This is a genomic window from Arenibacter antarcticus (genome assembly GCF_041320605.1).
Lineage (GTDB): Bacteria > Bacteroidota > Bacteroidia > Flavobacteriales > Flavobacteriaceae > Arenibacter > Arenibacter antarcticus.
Window position 1 is genome coordinate 3,515,167 of the sequence record NZ_CP166679.1, and the last position, 15,880, is coordinate 3,531,046.

Here is a 15,880-nt window from a genome sequence, read left to right on the forward strand (position 1 = left end):
ATTAAACAGTTGGTTTACTGCTTAATCATTCAGGCTTTTAATTTCTTGAAAATCTCTAAATATTTATTTGTTCTACTTTCTGCTGTTTCAAACTCTTTTAAGCGTTTATCACCAGCAGTAACTAAGCGAATTTTAAGACTTTCATCTCCTTCTAAATCCATTATTTTTTCTGTAATATCGCTAACTGATAGTGGATTAAAATATAGTGCTGCATCTCCACACAACTCTCGTGCAAAATCAAGGTCAGATGTTAATATAGGTTTTCTCATAACCATGGCTTCAGGATAGTTTGCTGTAAATGTTTCTAATAAAGTTGGTAGAAATAATGCATCGACACTTTTATATAATCCAGGACAATCTTGAATATTCTGAGGACCAAGGTTTTCAATCATATCATTTTCAGGAAATGCTTCGTTAAATTTGTCATCTGGTATGGTTAGAAAAAATTTAAATTTATTATGTGACTTCTCTCTAAGTATTTCAACTACCTTATTTAGAATAAGTAAATTTTTATGAGGATAAAATGAACTTAATACTAAAAGTTTGTAGCATTTTGATTTTTCGATTATAGCATTCCATTCAATATTATCATGACTTTCAAAAACTTGATGAAAAGTATTTCCTACAACAAATATTTTATCTTCCTTAATTTTAAGATGAGATATTATATTCTTTTTTGCTGTATCAGTCTCAACAATTAAAAAATCAGATTTCTTTATAAAGTAGTTTTTTATTGTGATTAAAAATCTAGACTTTATCCTCGCCAATCGAGGTAAATAATTAAAAGCGATAGAATTAGGAGTATAACACCAACCATTAGCAAAACCTGAAACATGTAAAGATTTTGGGTTCCAATAAGCTGGTCCAAACACGGTAAATACTAGATCTGGATTAATTTGTGATTCAAGTAACGAAAGTTTTTTTCTGGTTTTAAACCCTTTAAGTAAACTAGAAGGTGATATTGGTATTTTATAAAATTTAAAGTTACCTTGAAATGTACTTTTGTCTAACTGTTCACTAATCTTTGGCGATAGGAAAATATGGTATTCGTTTTCCGGATGACTTATCAAGGCTTCTAGAAATGATAAAGAAACTTGTATTCCTCCACCTATAACAATATTTGACGTGTTGATAATAAGTTTCATAATTATCTTTTTTTAGTAGAAACGAAATACTTAACGTGAGAAAAGGGCCAAAATGCTTCTTGGTGTCTTCTATTTAAAACTCTTCCGTTGTAGGAGAAATATCTCTTATAATTTGTTCCGCTGAAAATGTATTTATGATATTTCTCTGTTATATCTAACACTGCTTTTGGAAAATGTAGCATTTGCCCATAAGTCCACGCAAAATATTCGTTGTCATAATTCAATTTCGCTTCTAATATTTCCTTATTTCTTTTTAATTGAAATTCAATTTCCTTTGGTTTTAATTCAGCGAAATTAGTATGATCTAGATTGTGAGATCCAATAACGTGACCTCGTTTATGAAGGTCAATTACCTGATTCCAACTCATTGGTTTTTTAGTAGATATTGCTACGCGTTTATTAAATTCTCTTTGATAATTCTCATCAGATTCGACATAGTTTGAATTTATAAAAAAAGCTCCTCTACAATTGTATTTTTCTAGTAATGGGGCTATAATGCTATAACATTCTTCAAAACCGTCATCAAACGTGAATGCGATTAGCACCTTATTTTTAGGAATATCATTTTCATTAATTCTTTTGGTTGCTTCTTGAGGTGAAATAAAAGTTGCAAATTTACTTAAAGACTTTAAATAGACTTCAAATATTCTATGGTCATTGACCAAATCAACCTCATTAACAGTTACATAATGAGAATTTATAATATGAACTCCCGGTTGAGGGTGTTTTAAACTCCCTGCAATCCTTAAATAAATATTTCTTATTTTTTTTTCATTATTAAAAAGTATCAATGTCTAGAAAGCAAATAGCCCACTTTTTATTTAACATGTTCGACTGCAAACCTTTATTTAAAAATTTTGTTCCAAAATTTAAATTATATCTTTTTGGATTAGGCAGAAATAGGTTCATTATAAAATACAAATAACATGGATGTCCTTTAAAAATATAAGTAAATAATAAATCCGGATTTTCATTGTCAATAAGTAATTTTAAAACTTCTGAAAAATTTTTATAATTGTATTCTAATAAAAAAACTTCGCCAATAATCACCTCTTTCAAGCCGTTTTTATTATTCTTTACTTTATAAATTATTAGCCCCTTACTAGTTTGCGTTTTACCATAATTTTCATAACTATTACTAAGTCTCCATTCTAAAAACTCACTACTATACTTACAATGAACTGTTTTTGAAAGCTTTGTATTTCTCGCCTCAATAAAAGATTGAGGTACAATAATATCGCCTAAATCTATAGTAGGATCACTAATAGAATTTTGTTTTTTCCTATGAGTAATAAATTTTAGAGGCTTCCTTATATATGTTAATCTTCTAAATCCAGAAATATATTCCCATCCTAATTTCTCATATCCTTTTCTTGAAATATCAACCGAAATATTAAAAATGAAATCTACTCCATCTTCATTAGCTTCTGCTAAAAACAATTTATTTATGTCAGAAAAAATACCTTTTCTCCTGTAACTGGGGTGAACACAAGTTCCGTGAAATTGTACTGTTTTAATACTATTTTGACCTATTTGCAAAGGCCAATATATACCACCTCTTGCCGCGATAAGTTTATTATTATCTTCAAATAACAGAATTTTCGAAAAATCATTGTTGAAGGCCCAATTCGTTTTATTGTAAATTTTAGAATAATCATCTAAATCCCAAACTGATTTAAAAAGCCTTGAAATTTGATCAATTGTTACATCCTCTTTGTAAACTTTATTATATTTCATGTTAAACTATTAAAAACATTATTTGTAAAAATTGCCGCGTAAGCCATTTTTTACAATTGAAACACCAAACCCTAACAATACCATATAAACTAAACTAGTTTTAAATGAAAACAAAACTGTAGATGTTATTGGCCAAAAAATAAATGGGATAAATATTAAAATGAATTTGCTTTTAAGTAATAAAAGCAGTTGCCTATAATAGAATATTAATAAAGTAAACCAAAAAGAAACTCCCAAAAATGATATAGCCATCCCAAATTCAGAATCAAAACCAAAATGAGAAGTTTGGATAAATTCAAATTTAGTCATCAGGGAATTATAATCAGAAGTAAAATTACCAAAGGTTAAATTAATTAATGAATCTTTTTTAATTACATTATTGATGTATTCAAAGAATATGTCTAGTTTATATTGAATACTACCTGAATTACTAATCTGAAAACTTCTACTGTCAGCAATAGGAGTTATAATAATGGAAATAAGTAAACCACATAAAGTTAAGGTGACCCCGTAAATATACTTCCTTTGTACTATAAAAATATTGCAAGCAATAATGATTAAAGCAACTAGCATACCTGTTCGACTACCAGTAAGAAATATGCCCAAAAGAATAGAAAGGATTATTAAAAAATCTAATTTGTTATTTTTTATTACAACTAATGATAGTGCTAATAAAATAGTTAAATATTTTGAAGCCTGATTTGGATTATAATAGATTCCACCATTTCTTCCAGTATTTATAAATCTATCAAATCCAAACTCAGACGATTCGTCATTATAAATAGTAAGGATCACTCCTTTTATAATACTAATATCAAAAATAAAAGCTAACTGGGAAAATAGAATAACTGTTATTATGGTAATGATAGAAAATATATGGATTTTTAAATCTTTGGAAATAAAATATGGAAATAAAAATAGAAGTAGTAATATATTAAATGCATTTAGATAATCTTTAAAAGAATTGTCGTAATTAATGTTAAATAAAAAACTCATCAATATTAATAAACCTAAAATCAACTTTAGATTTAAATTGTAATTTATTAGTTTCGGTAACGAACCTATATTAACCAATAATCCTAAATAACCTAAAAAATAGAAAACTTCACTTGTGGGACTTAAAAAACAATAAACAATGAAGATATTTAATATTAAAATATTTCTTATTTTTTTCATATGTTTTTTTAACAACAATTATTTCATCCAACTCTGTAAGCAATAGATATGGTCTAATTATTATATTGTGAGGGTTGGTTTAGTACAATTTCCCAATTCTATATATTTGATTATAAAATCCTTGGCTGAGGGGAATTACTTATAAAATTCAACACTTATAGCTTATGGATGTTTTTTCCAAATTTAGAAGAGAAAACCTCGTATAGGTTTATATGGGAAAGTTGTTGTTATAAGAAAGTTTTAGGTGGTACAGTTTATAATTATTTCAAAAACTGATTGCAATTAAAATTTAGTAGAAAAACTCACCTATATTTATTTTTCTATTGCTGCCATTAATGAGGCGGCAGATATTGGAGTCGTTATTCTAGAACCAAGACTCAGACTGTTTTCCTTCATCAAAAATATTTCTTTATTAGTAAGATTTATTATTTTTTCTAATTGCTGTTTTAAATGGTCTATATTACCAGTTGCAAACGTAAATCCATTGTACTCTTTTATTAAAAACAAAGGAATTGAGCCAACTTCGTCAGAACATAATATAGGTAATCCCGATAATGTTGCTTCATGCATTACAACACCCCACTGTTCACTTTTACTAGGTAATACAAAAAATGCGGCATTTCTCATCGATTTACTTATTTCTTTGTTATTAAGGTAGCCTAGGTAATGAATATCATCAGAAATTTTAGATTCAAACAAACTTCCATTTCCTATTAACTCCAGCTTCCACTCCTTTTTATTTGAAATAGAAGACCAAGCGTCTAAGAGGAAATGTGTTCCTTTGGTTTTTTCTAAATTTCCTACATATAGTATTGTTTTTTCGAATGTTGTTTTAATCTCTAGGTTACCGTACACTGATGTATCGGCACTAAGGTTAGAAAAAAGAATATCTTTTTTGGAAAAACCAAGTTTTCTAGCATATTCAAATTGGTATGGTCCTGCCACCATCATTTTAGTAAAACAGCTTCTTATATACCAACCATAAAGAAAAGCTCCTACAGTTTGTTTTAAAGTGTTTTTCCATTGAGTGTCAGAAACAACAACTGTGGCAACTCCCTTTCCTTTTAAAAATTTTGATATTTTCAAATAATCCTTATCCACCCATCCGGAAGTTCGCACTAATTTCACAGAGAGACTGTTTATAAATGATTTAAAATTTAAATACTCACTAAATTCACTTCTCCCTTTAAAAGTTATTCCCTCAATGCTAGGTGGCTTGTATGGTGTTTTATTGTTTTGATCTTTATAAATAATTACTAAAGGATAATTATAAGTTATAATGATTTCTTTAAATAGAGAGATGTGGTAATTATGAACTTCAGTTAATAGGAATACTATTACATCTTTTTTCATTTTAAATTTCTAACTTTTTATATTAATTATACTAGGCTAATATTTTTCTAAGAAACAATTTTGTTAGCGATTTTAATTAAGTTTTATTCACTCAATCAAAAGAACTATTATTCGAGAACCTTAGAGTTTTGTTATAATACAATTAAATTTTTGAATCTTTAAATATTTTCAGATTTTAATGGATAATTAATCATACTAGTCCATAGTAAATCCTGTCAAATGTTCATCTTTTTAGAATCGCTGATTTTCTTTCAGTATATCTTTACTATAAATATTATTTCAATATAAATTCTTGCTTTTTGGCAAGATTTTCATTCTATGGTTATAACATGTGTTAAACCACAAGTGGGAAAAGTTAGTGTTACATTTAAAAATGTTCTTATTTTTTTACTTTTAAGTAAATAGTTCTTAGGGGATTATAATTCATAAATCGTATGCTAGAGCATAAATAAACGACTATAAATAAAAGTGATTTCAACCCTAATATAATTAGGGGATATTTTACTTCGATTTCAATTAAATCTAATAGGTATAAAGTAGGAACCATTATAAATATAAATGGAAAAATAGTTTTAAAAATATTTAACATTGAAAAAGAATATTCTATTTTAAGTTTGTACACCACAATTAAGTAAATAAGTAATTGAGCGATCGAAAAAAATGCTACTAAATAATAAAAACCTAAAAATGAAGACAATAGAACTAATATTATTGAAAATATTCTACTAAAAATTATTATTCGTGAATAAAGATGTGAAGCACCTTGAACTTTGAAGATATCTACGCACAAAAAGAATGACGGGTAAAAAAGCATTCCAAAAATCAAAATTCTTAAGATAATAATTGAATCATGCCATTCGGGACCCATTAATTTTAAAATAATATACTCTGCATTTATAAATAAAAGAGCCAACATTAGAACTAAAACAAAATTAACACTCTTTAGAATGTTCATTAGTAGTAGATTCGATTTTTCCAAATCATTGTCAAATTTTGCAGCTGAAGGAAGTAGTAACCTTCTGCTTGCTCCTGAAATTAAATTTGTTGGCCCATCTATTAATTTCTTGGATTGAAAAAAAATTCCAGCATCATATCCAGTGAACAATTTGGTAATTAAAATTGGAAAGCCATTACTGTAAATCGCTTCTATACTGCTCGATAATAATAGGTTCTTGCCAAATCGTAAATGGAGTTTGAGGGCTTGAAGGTTGAATTTCTTAAGCTTAAAATTAGGAGTAAGAATCAAATAACAGCTATTTTTAATTATTGAAGTGTTAATCCCAAATAGAACAACAGCGAAAATTCCAAAACCTGTATTTAACATTACCAAACAAATTGTTCCAGAAATTATAATTGTAATCAAATTTATAATACTAAGTAGTTTGAACTTCATTTTCTGTTCTAATTTCGCATATCTAACAAAGGCAAATGAATTAAATAACAGAATTAGTGAGGAAATGTTTAAATAATAGGCGAGTTCTTTAACTTGAAAATACTTTTCTACTGTATTAGAAATAGCGAATGTTAATATGATAAAAAATATGCTAACTAAGAAGTTGAAATAAAAAATTGAAGAAATCTCCGTTGCTGAAATATGTTTACTACGAATAATAGAAATTGTCATACCGCCATCAACGAAAATATTCAAGAAATAAACATAACCAGTAATTATAGCAATAATACCAAGTTGTTTAGGGCCTAAATATCTAGCTATTATAATAGCTATAATTAAATTAATTAGTTGGAATAAGACTCTGTCAAAGAAACTCCAAAATGCAGATTTAAGCATGTTCATTCTGATTAAGACACCGTCGTTAAGAACAGTTTTTTAGATCTTTTGTGTAATCGAAGATTCAAGTATATGGATTCGAATTATGTATTTTCAAGAAATAAGAGCCTCTTTAAAAATTATTGTACCCAAGTACTACTTCATTAATTAGTAGTTATTTATCCCGCAGAAATCTAATACTACTTTATTGCTTCCTATTTCCAATGCTTTAAATTCATCATGAGCTACTAAAAACACAATAATGTCAGCCTTTTCAGCTGCCACTTTATAATCTGTAAGTTTAAAAACGTTATGGTCATCAATATTGGGCTCAACAATATAGTGTTGTTCGTTGTTGGAATCCTGAAGTATCTTTTGGGCGATATACTTTGCGGGAGATTCCCGAAGGTCGTCAATATTAGGTTTAAATGCCAGTCCCATAACAGCAACCGAGGGTGCTTTGCCATGTTTTATCTGGTATTCCAATTTGGCGTTTTTCACCTTCTCTGCACACCAAAAGGATTTGTAGTTGTTAATTTCCCTAGCTTTCCCTATAATTTGGGATTCCAAAGGATAATCTGCTACTATAAAATAGGGGTCAACCGCTATACAATGACCACCTACACCGCAACCAGGCTGTAAGATATTTACCCTAGGGTGTTTGTTGGCCAAAGCAATAAGTTCCCATACATTAATATTGGCCTTATCACAGATTAAGGAAAGTTCGTTGGCAAACGCAATCTGAACGTCTCTGGAAGAATTCTCCACCAATTTACACATTTCTGCCGTCCTAGCATTGGTAGCGTGTAACTCACCTTTAACAAACTGTCCGTAAAAAGCCAAGGCTTTATCAGTAGATTTTTCGTCTACACCACCTATAACTCGGTCGTTATGTACCAATTCGTGCATTACATTTCCAGGTAATACCCTTTCTGGACAATAGGCAATATGTATTCTGCCTTCCAATTCTGGACGTTCGCTATAAATCAAGGCCATCATCGTTTCGGTAGTACCGATTGGAGAAGTTGATTCAATAATGTAAAGATCTCCTTCCTTCAATAATGGTAGTATTCCTCTCGTAGCTGCCTCTACAAAGGAGATATCTGGTTCGTTCCTTCCTTTAAAAGGCGTTGGTACCACAATTAAATAGGTGTCCGCTTCCATTGCAGTAGTAGTGGCTTTTAAATAACCTTTTTTAACTGCCTCAGCTACAGCTGTATCCAATTCTGGTTCTACAATATGTATTTTTCCAGCATTGATAGTATCTACTACTTTTTGGCTAATGTCCACACCAAGTACGGGAATTCCGTTCTTGGCAATTAATGCAGATGTTGGTAGGCCAATATACCCAAGGCCGATAGTTACTACTTTTGGATTCATATTTTTGATTTTTATTTTGCTATATTTATTAGTTGACAGGGAGGATTCTTGCTTCAATTGCTTGCCTATGAAATTTTTTCAACGGTTTCCAGAGAACCAATAAAATCCACAATACGTTTACATGCTTTCCCATCTCCGTAGGGGTTGTGTAAGCGGCTCATTGTATCAAATCGATCTGGGTTATTCAATAAATCTAAAGCTTCTGAGACGATTAAATCGGTATCAGTCCCTACCAATATGACCGTTCCAGCATCTACTGCCTCCGGTCTTTCCGTAGTATCACGCATTACCAAAACTGGCTTGCCCAAACTAGGCGCTTCTTCTTGTACGCCGCCGCTATCGGTGATAATTAATTTGGATCTGTTCATCATCCAGATGAAATCCTCATAGGCTAAAGGGGCTAATAGTAAGACATTGGGGACTTCCGTTAAAATACGTTTAACTGGTTCTTGTACGTTAGGGTTAAGGTGTACGGGATAAACTATGAGTCGGTCCGAGTTATCTAAGGCAATGGCCTTCAAAGCCTCGCAGATACGTATAAATCCATCCCCATGATTTTCACGGCGGTGACCTGTTACCAGTATCATCTCTTTATCACCTAATGTCTTTGAAAATTCTTGAATATAGGGGCTAGGCTCTTGATTTACTTTTTCTACGCTTTCCAACAAAGCATCTATCACGGTATTTCCAGTAACAATAATGCTATCTTCAGCTATATTTTCTACCAAAAGGTTTTCTTTAGAAGTAGTGGTAGGAGCAAAGTGATAGTCTGCGATACGACTAGTTACCTGCCGATTGATCTCTTCCGGGAAGGGAGAACGCTTGTTATGGGTGCGCAAACCAGCCTCTATATGACACACCTTGGCGCCACTGTAAAAAGCCGCAATGCCACCTGCCATGGTGGTAGTGGTATCTCCATGAACAAAAACATAATCTGGTGAAAAATTTTCCAAGACAGGCTGTAAGTTGGTGATAATACTTGCCGTTAGGCCATACAAATTTTGTCCAGGTTTCATTAGATCCAGGTCAAAATCGGGGGTAATGTCGAAAAATTGAAGTACCTGATCCAGCATTTCCCGGTGTTGGGCGGTCACACAGATTTTGGTATCAAAAAGGTCAGTGTTTTTTAGAAATTCCTTAGCAAGAGGTGCCATTTTAATGGCTTCTGGTCGGGTTCCGAAAATGATAAGGATCTTTGTTTTCATGCGACTGTGATTTGCTCTTGTGTCTGATCTAAATATATTATCTAGGACAAGAGTTGTTAATTGTTAAAATAGCTATTATATAGTATATTATAGGGGATACGTTTCGGGGAAACAGAATAATCATTTACATAATTATTGAGATCTTTCCACGGCTCCGCCGCTGTGAGTCCCAGTAATGGGTCACGGAAAAGCGGTGATAGTTCTAAAAATTTGACGCGCAAAAGTAGGTATTTTAATACGATTAATAAAATTCTTTATAGTGGATTTGTGACTTTGATGAGGAAATTGGGATAATGTAACAATTTATTAATGTAGCAATGTATTAATTTGAAGATTGGCTAATGTGAAAATGTAGCAATGTGTTGATTTAGAAATGTGTTGATTTGATGATTTGGAAATAATTTTCGGTCCTCTCGGCTAAGGACATTTGGCTGCGCCGGCTTTTGTATTGTAAAACTGAATTTTAATCCCGAGAATGTCGTTTAGTAGTTATATCGAGAATATTGTATAGTAGTTATACATAGAAGCTAACTAACTATACTGAATTAATTTCTCCTTGCAATGAGTGTTTGTTCATTTTCTTTGCTTGTCCAAAGAAAACGAACCAAAAGAAAAGACACCTTAAACAATAAATTTTTTCGACACCAAGGTCGAAAAACCGTGTTCGAAACTCCGCGTCGTCCCTTTTCAGGGACTCCTGATTTCGGAGCTTTCGCACACTATTTTGCGTTTAAGGGTATATGGCTGCGCCGGCTTTTGTATAGTAAAACTGAATTTTCGTTCACCCCGACCCTCGTATGTTAGCAAAAAGTCCACCCTTTAGGGCAGGGGGTAAGGACTTTTTTACCTAGTAGTCATTTCAACATGCGTTCTCGACTGAGCTACGAACGGACAAAGCACCATACAGAACTGGGCGTTCAGCTACTTGTGTGAGTTCTCTTCACTATCGTTCAATCGAACTGACTATAGATCACATTGTTTATTATGCAGTGCCTACTGCCAAGAGCGCAGAGCAATCTCAATACTCACTACTTTGTACTGGAGACTTACCAATGCCTCATTTTATTACCATATCAAAAGGTTTCAGAGTTAATTCGTTTCAGGCTAGTACCGAACAAATCTCAATACTTTGTACTTAATACTCACTACTTAATACTATCTCTCACATTTCCATTTTAATAACAAACCCTAGGCCTTCCAACACTACCCAACATTGATTGCCGGAGACGTATTTTACGGTGCCTTCTTGGGCTTTGAAACCCATGGATGAAAGGTCCAGTTTTGTTCCTGGTTGTATGGTTTCTACTTGAATAGTGGGGTTGTTCTTGGCAGCTTGCACTTCTTTTAATGCCGTTACTTCTTCTTCGGTAACTACTGCGGGTTTTCCTAGCCAATGCATATAACGCACCACGCCAGGGGCCTGAAAGACTATATTGCGTTCTTTTTCTTCTAGCTGTACCAAGATCATGGAGGGCAATAGGGGGACCTCGACCTTCTTTTTACGGTCGCTCCATTGTCGTACTTCCATGCGTAACGGACAATAGGCAGTTATGTTCATGGCCTGAAGACGGGAAGCGGCTTTCTTTTCGTTTTGAGGCTTGGTAAAGAGTACGTACCAGGGCATAGGAACTAGAAACCGGCCTTAGCCATTATTTCCCTTATATGCTGTGGTACTGCCAAGCGTATCTTACCCTCCTTACGGGTGAATAACCAAGGGGAGGCATAGATGAGCGGCACAACCAAAATTAAGAGGTAGAATTGTAAATTTATATATAAGTCACTAATCAATAAGGCGAAAAGAATGACCACTATATTTAGTAAACCAAGAATTAGACTGGCTCGTTTATGGGAGAACTTCATGTCCAATAATCGGTGGTGTATGTGGTTTCGGTCCGCACTAAAGGGACTCCGTTTTTGGTAAATACGAATGATAAAGACCCGAAGGGTATCCAATAAGGGAAAAGAAAGTATGGCGATTGCCATTATCGGAGCGTGATTTACATTTTGATCACTTATGGTTTGAGGGTATTGATTTATAAAGGCAATGGCTTGGTAAGCCAATAAAAAACCGACGAACATAGAGCCGGAATCGCCCATAAAAATTTTGCGTTTTCTGGATAAATTAAACCTTAAAAATCCTAATAGGGATCCTACCAAGGCGAAGGAAACCAGTATCATGGTAGTCTGATCGTTTATAAAATAGAAAAAACCAAAACTAAGGCTTGTTATCGTACCTATAGTCCCTGCAAGTCCATCTAATCCGTCTATAAGGTTAAAGGCATTGATGACCAATATAAAGATGAAGATGGTGATTAAAACCGATACCAAATAAGGTAATTCTTCTAGTCCAAATATATTATAACCATGGGTGATCCTTAAATCGGTTAGTAGCACAATAATACAGGCTGCAAAGATCTGTATCCCTATTTTCTTTTTGGGTGATATCCCTATCAGATCGTCCTTAACTCCAATAAACATTAGTAATAAGGTGCCACCAATGATGGCCAAGATATTCATTAATTGAAGTTTTGGCAGCCCCAAGAGGAGTGCCGCAATAATAAGGGTTATGGAAAAAGCAATGAAAACAATTATGCCGCCCATGGTAGCGGTTCTGGAAGAGTGCATGCTTCGACTCACCGGGGTGTCCATCAGTCTTTTTTTGGAAACCAAAAGGATCATTACAGGGTAGGTCCTAATGGATACTAATATTGGAATAATCACGGCAATAAATGCCAAAATATATTTGTTGGAGAGTAGGTTGGAAATATATTCAATGAGCACCATAGTCACTATTAATTTAAAAAGAACAACTTCTCTAAGTGTCAATTATAAACGATCATCTCAACTCAGCGTAAGGGGGTGGACTGAGCAAAAATGAAAACATCAATAAATTTTTAGTTTAGTTAAGTATTTAAGCCGCAAAGATAGAAATAATAATTAATAAGAAATTAGTTACTTGTAATTATTGTGATATTTAAAGTAATGTTAATTTTATAGTAGCAATTTTTTAATGTGTTAATTTGTAAACTGTTATGATTGCTATTAAAATAGGTGAAATTTAATTGAATTTTCATTTTTCACGATCTTAAGGTAGCGAAAATTCTTATTAAATGAACTATCCCTAAAAAAAAATCTCCCCTTTAGGGGTGGGGTAGTGCTTTTTACCTAATCATTTCAACATGCGTTCTCGACTGAGCTATGAACGGACAAAGCACCATACAGGACGGTGCGTTCAGCTACTTCTGCGAGTTCTCTTCACTATCGTTAATTCGAGCTGACTATGGATTACATTGTTTATTTGGAAGGGTCTATTGCCAAGAGCACAGAGCAATTTCAATACTTAATACTTTGTACTTATTACTATTTACCGATAATTGGCTACTGAAGACTGAGCCACATTGTTAATGGCTAATCGTATATTGAAACTACTGAATCCATCCCAAAACCTTAATTACCAATTATTAGCGATATTTCATTTCTAATTTTATTTTCTCTTTTTTTAATATAAACATTTCTATTGGGTATTCATCAGGTTGTTTGTTTTGCACTTGGTTCATAAGCGCATTAAACCGATTTTTCTAACCTATCTGCTTTTCATTTCTTTTGCTCGCCCAAAAGAAACGAAACAAAGAAAAAGGCGCCTTAAACAATAAATTTTTTCGACACCAAGGTCGAAAAACCGTGTTCGAAACTCCGCGTCGTCCCTTTTCAGGGACTCCTGATTTCGGAGCTTTCGTACACTATTTCGCGTTTAAGGAATTTGGCTGCGCCGGCTTTTATATGGTAAAACTGAATTTTAATCCCGAGAATATCGTATAGTAGTTATACATAGAAGTTAACTAACTATACTGAAGGCTTCCTACCTTGCTTTGGATGTTCTTTCATTTAGTTCATGCATTCATATTTGATTTACAGAGCCTATTGCAGCGAAGGCCAACACGCCAACTGGCCCCTCGCTACAAATGCAAATCATTGCATTTTCCGATCGGTCCTCTCGGCTAAGGAATTTGGCTGCGCCGGCTTATTGCCTTTCCTGATTTTTCAATGTTTAGTGGTGAGAAACTACGTCAGCTCCTTCCCTTGCGAGGGGAAGGTGGATTTTGTTCGTCTTTTCAGGAACAAAAGTCGGAAGATTCATTTTTTAGTAGCTAACTTCTTGGAGGTGGATTGCTGGTATAACGTTCTATCCCCCCGGTTGAATTAATGGATTTTCTTCACAAAAATCTTATTCACTATAATGCAGGCTTTATACTTTGCTTTGGATGTTTGTTCATTTTTTGCATCGCCCAAAAAACGAACCAGGGCCGAAAAACGAAGGTACTGTGTACCTTTGAATTTGAGGAGCCAGTCGTAGCGTGGGGCTAGGTGTTCAATAAACTTTTAAAATGCTATCCATTTTTCACATCCGCGGTGCCCAGGCCGCTTTCACTAGGGTGAAATGCTCTATGGACACCTTCCATCGCCTAATGTGAAAACTCCTTGATTTACTACTAAAAGAAAAAGTAGGCCGAAAACCTGTATTGAAAGCTACTCGCCTGTCTTTCCTAATCCGTAGAATAGGTTTCAAAAGCTCCGAGATCCAGCTTTTTGTTTTTCAAAAAAGCGCGGAGTTTTGAAGCCGATTTTTAGATTTGATCTAAAAAATTCATAGGAGGAGGTGTCTTTTCTTTTGTTTCGTTTTCTTTGGACAAGCAAAGAAAATGAAAGAACAATCAAATGAAAGAACAATCAAATGAAAATACTGTTAAATGTATTTGAAATGTAAAATTTGTATTTACACATAAATTGCATCTTCATCTCGGTCCTTTGCGTTTAAGGAATTTGGCTGCGCCGGCTCTTGTTTGGTAAAACTGAATTTTAATCCCGAGAATATGGTATAGTAGTTATACATAGCAGTTAACTTTAATGCGATCCAAAATTAAAAAGTTTCCATATAATTCAACTTTATTTCTTATATTGGTATTGAAAACGGACAAATAGGCGAAATGGAAAAAAGGTTCGAAGTCATTTTTCTCGAGCAGGCCATTGATTTTATGGCAACGGTCGACAAGAAAGTCAAAGCAAAAATTTATTACAATCTCGACAAGGCAAAACTTGGACTAAACCCGAAACTGTTCAAAAAACTAACGGAAGATATTTGGGAGTTCAGAACAAAATACGGTGGACTACAATACCGACTTTTCGCATTTTGGGACAGGACAGGGAAAACCGAAACGTTAGTTATTTCCACCCACGGAATGGTCAAGAAAACAGACAAAGTCCCTAAGTCGGAAATCGAGAAAGCGAAACAAATTCGAACGGAGTATTTCAAGCAATAAAAAACAAGGTCATGGAAAAGAAAAAGATAAAAATGATGACCCTTGACCAAATGAAGGATAAGGACATCGGAAAAGTTGGAACACCGGAACGAGACAAGTACGAGTTCGATCTGAGCATGGAAGTTCTCGGAGAAATGATTAAGTCGGTCCGAAAAGAACGGAAATTGACCCAAGAGCAACTTGGGGAACTGATCGGAGTTCAAAAATCCCAAATATCCAAATTAGAACGAAGTGCCAAGAACGTAACTATTGAAACGATTTTAAAAGTTTTCAACGCATTAAAGGCAAATATTAAGTTCAGCGTACACATGAACGATACAGATTTCAATGTGATGTAGAAAGCATTAAAGATAACAATTGCTATAACAAACTTGGGTGTCAAGTATTAAATCCATTGGCTTGTGCGTGTTTGTGAATCCCGCCAAATCTTTTGATTTACTCATGTGATTTCAATTTTAAATAAGGAATTCGTGATAACGCAGCGCTAAATTGGCTGATATAGTAGTTATACATAGAAGTTAACTAACTATACTGAAGGCTTCCTACTTTGCTTTGGATGTTTGTTCATTTAGTTCATGCATTTATATTTGATTTTCAATGGTATTCATGAACCTCCTTTGTCGGTTTCATTGGACAAGCAAAGAAATCGGAGATTCACGAAAACCGATAAAAAACAATAAAAATCACCTTGAGTAAAATGAAAGAACAATCAAATGAAAACACTGTTAAATGTATTTGAAATGTAAAATTTGTATTTACACATAAATTGCATTTTCATCTCGGTCCTTCGCGTTTAAG

General features: G+C 33.2%; 12 protein-coding genes. 2 read left to right on the forward strand and 10 right to left on the reverse strand.

Annotated elements, in window-relative coordinates; all coding sequences use genetic code 11:
- Positions 1 to 29 precede the first annotated feature (29 nt).
- The 10 genes from KCTC52924_RS14485 to KCTC52924_RS14530 all read right to left on the reverse strand — a co-directional run bounded on the left by KCTC52924_RS14485 (position 30) and on the right by KCTC52924_RS14530 (position 12,548).
- On the reverse strand, positions 30 to 1,145 hold the full coding sequence (locus KCTC52924_RS14485) for a glycosyltransferase (protein WP_251806781.1): 1,116 nt from the start codon (positions 1,143 to 1,145) through the stop codon (positions 30 to 32).
- Between the two features lie 2 nt (positions 1,146 to 1,147).
- A complete protein-coding gene (locus tag KCTC52924_RS14490) occupies positions 1,148 to 1,936 on the reverse strand; it encodes a polysaccharide deacetylase family protein (RefSeq protein ID WP_251806782.1) in 789 nt (262 codons plus the stop codon).
- Positions 1,923 to 2,882 (reverse strand): GNAT family N-acetyltransferase, encoded by a 960-nt coding sequence (locus tag KCTC52924_RS14495; protein WP_251806783.1) that lies wholly within the window; start codon positions 2,880 to 2,882, stop codon positions 1,923 to 1,925. Before KCTC52924_RS14495 ends, KCTC52924_RS14490 begins: the two co-directional genes overlap by 14 nt.
- A gap of 18 nt (positions 2,883 to 2,900) precedes the next feature.
- The gene (locus KCTC52924_RS14500) at positions 2,901 to 4,058 is read right to left on the reverse strand and encodes a hypothetical protein (RefSeq protein ID WP_251806784.1); all 1,158 of its coding nucleotides are present in this window, start codon (positions 4,056 to 4,058) and stop codon (positions 2,901 to 2,903) included.
- A gap of 312 nt (positions 4,059 to 4,370) precedes the next feature.
- Positions 4,371 to 5,411, reverse strand: coding sequence for a glycosyltransferase (locus KCTC52924_RS14505; RefSeq protein WP_251806785.1), 1,041 nt, complete (start codon positions 5,409 to 5,411; stop codon positions 4,371 to 4,373).
- Between the two features lie 379 nt (positions 5,412 to 5,790).
- Positions 5,791 to 7,200 carry an oligosaccharide flippase family protein gene (locus tag KCTC52924_RS14510; protein ID WP_251806786.1) on the reverse strand — a complete coding sequence of 470 codons (1,410 nt, stop codon included), beginning with the start codon at positions 7,198 to 7,200 and terminating at the stop codon, positions 5,791 to 5,793.
- 147 nt (positions 7,201 to 7,347) lie between these two features.
- On the reverse strand, positions 7,348 to 8,559 hold the full coding sequence (gene wecC, locus KCTC52924_RS14515) for a UDP-N-acetyl-D-mannosamine dehydrogenase (protein ID WP_251806787.1): 1,212 nt from the start codon (positions 8,557 to 8,559) through the stop codon (positions 7,348 to 7,350).
- 65 nt (positions 8,560 to 8,624) lie between these two features.
- On the reverse strand, positions 8,625 to 9,764 hold the full coding sequence (gene wecB / locus KCTC52924_RS14520; protein ID WP_251806788.1) for a non-hydrolyzing UDP-N-acetylglucosamine 2-epimerase: 1,140 nt from the start codon (positions 9,762 to 9,764) through the stop codon (positions 8,625 to 8,627).
- Positions 9,765 to 10,926: 1,162 nt separating this feature from the next.
- On the reverse strand, positions 10,927 to 11,388 hold the full coding sequence (locus KCTC52924_RS14525; RefSeq protein ID WP_251806789.1) for a UpxY family transcription antiterminator: 462 nt from the start codon (positions 11,386 to 11,388) through the stop codon (positions 10,927 to 10,929).
- A gap of 5 nt (positions 11,389 to 11,393) precedes the next feature.
- Positions 11,394 to 12,548, reverse strand: a complete 1,155-nt coding sequence (locus KCTC52924_RS14530; RefSeq protein ID WP_251806790.1) for an MraY family glycosyltransferase — start codon at positions 12,546 to 12,548, stop codon at positions 11,394 to 11,396.
- Positions 12,549 to 14,749: 2,201 nt separating this feature from the next.
- On the opposite strand from KCTC52924_RS14530, the gene KCTC52924_RS14535 reads away from it, so the two are divergent.
- Both KCTC52924_RS14535 and KCTC52924_RS14540 read left to right on the forward strand, forming a co-directional pair.
- Positions 14,750 to 15,082, forward strand: a complete 333-nt coding sequence (locus tag KCTC52924_RS14535; RefSeq protein ID WP_251805474.1) for a type II toxin-antitoxin system RelE/ParE family toxin — start codon at positions 14,750 to 14,752, stop codon at positions 15,080 to 15,082.
- A gap of 11 nt (positions 15,083 to 15,093) precedes the next feature.
- Positions 15,094 to 15,420: a helix-turn-helix domain-containing protein gene (locus tag KCTC52924_RS14540; RefSeq protein ID WP_251805475.1), complete on the forward strand. Its 327-nt coding sequence runs from the start codon at positions 15,094 to 15,096 to the stop codon at positions 15,418 to 15,420.
- Positions 15,421 to 15,880: the final 460 nt, after the last annotated feature.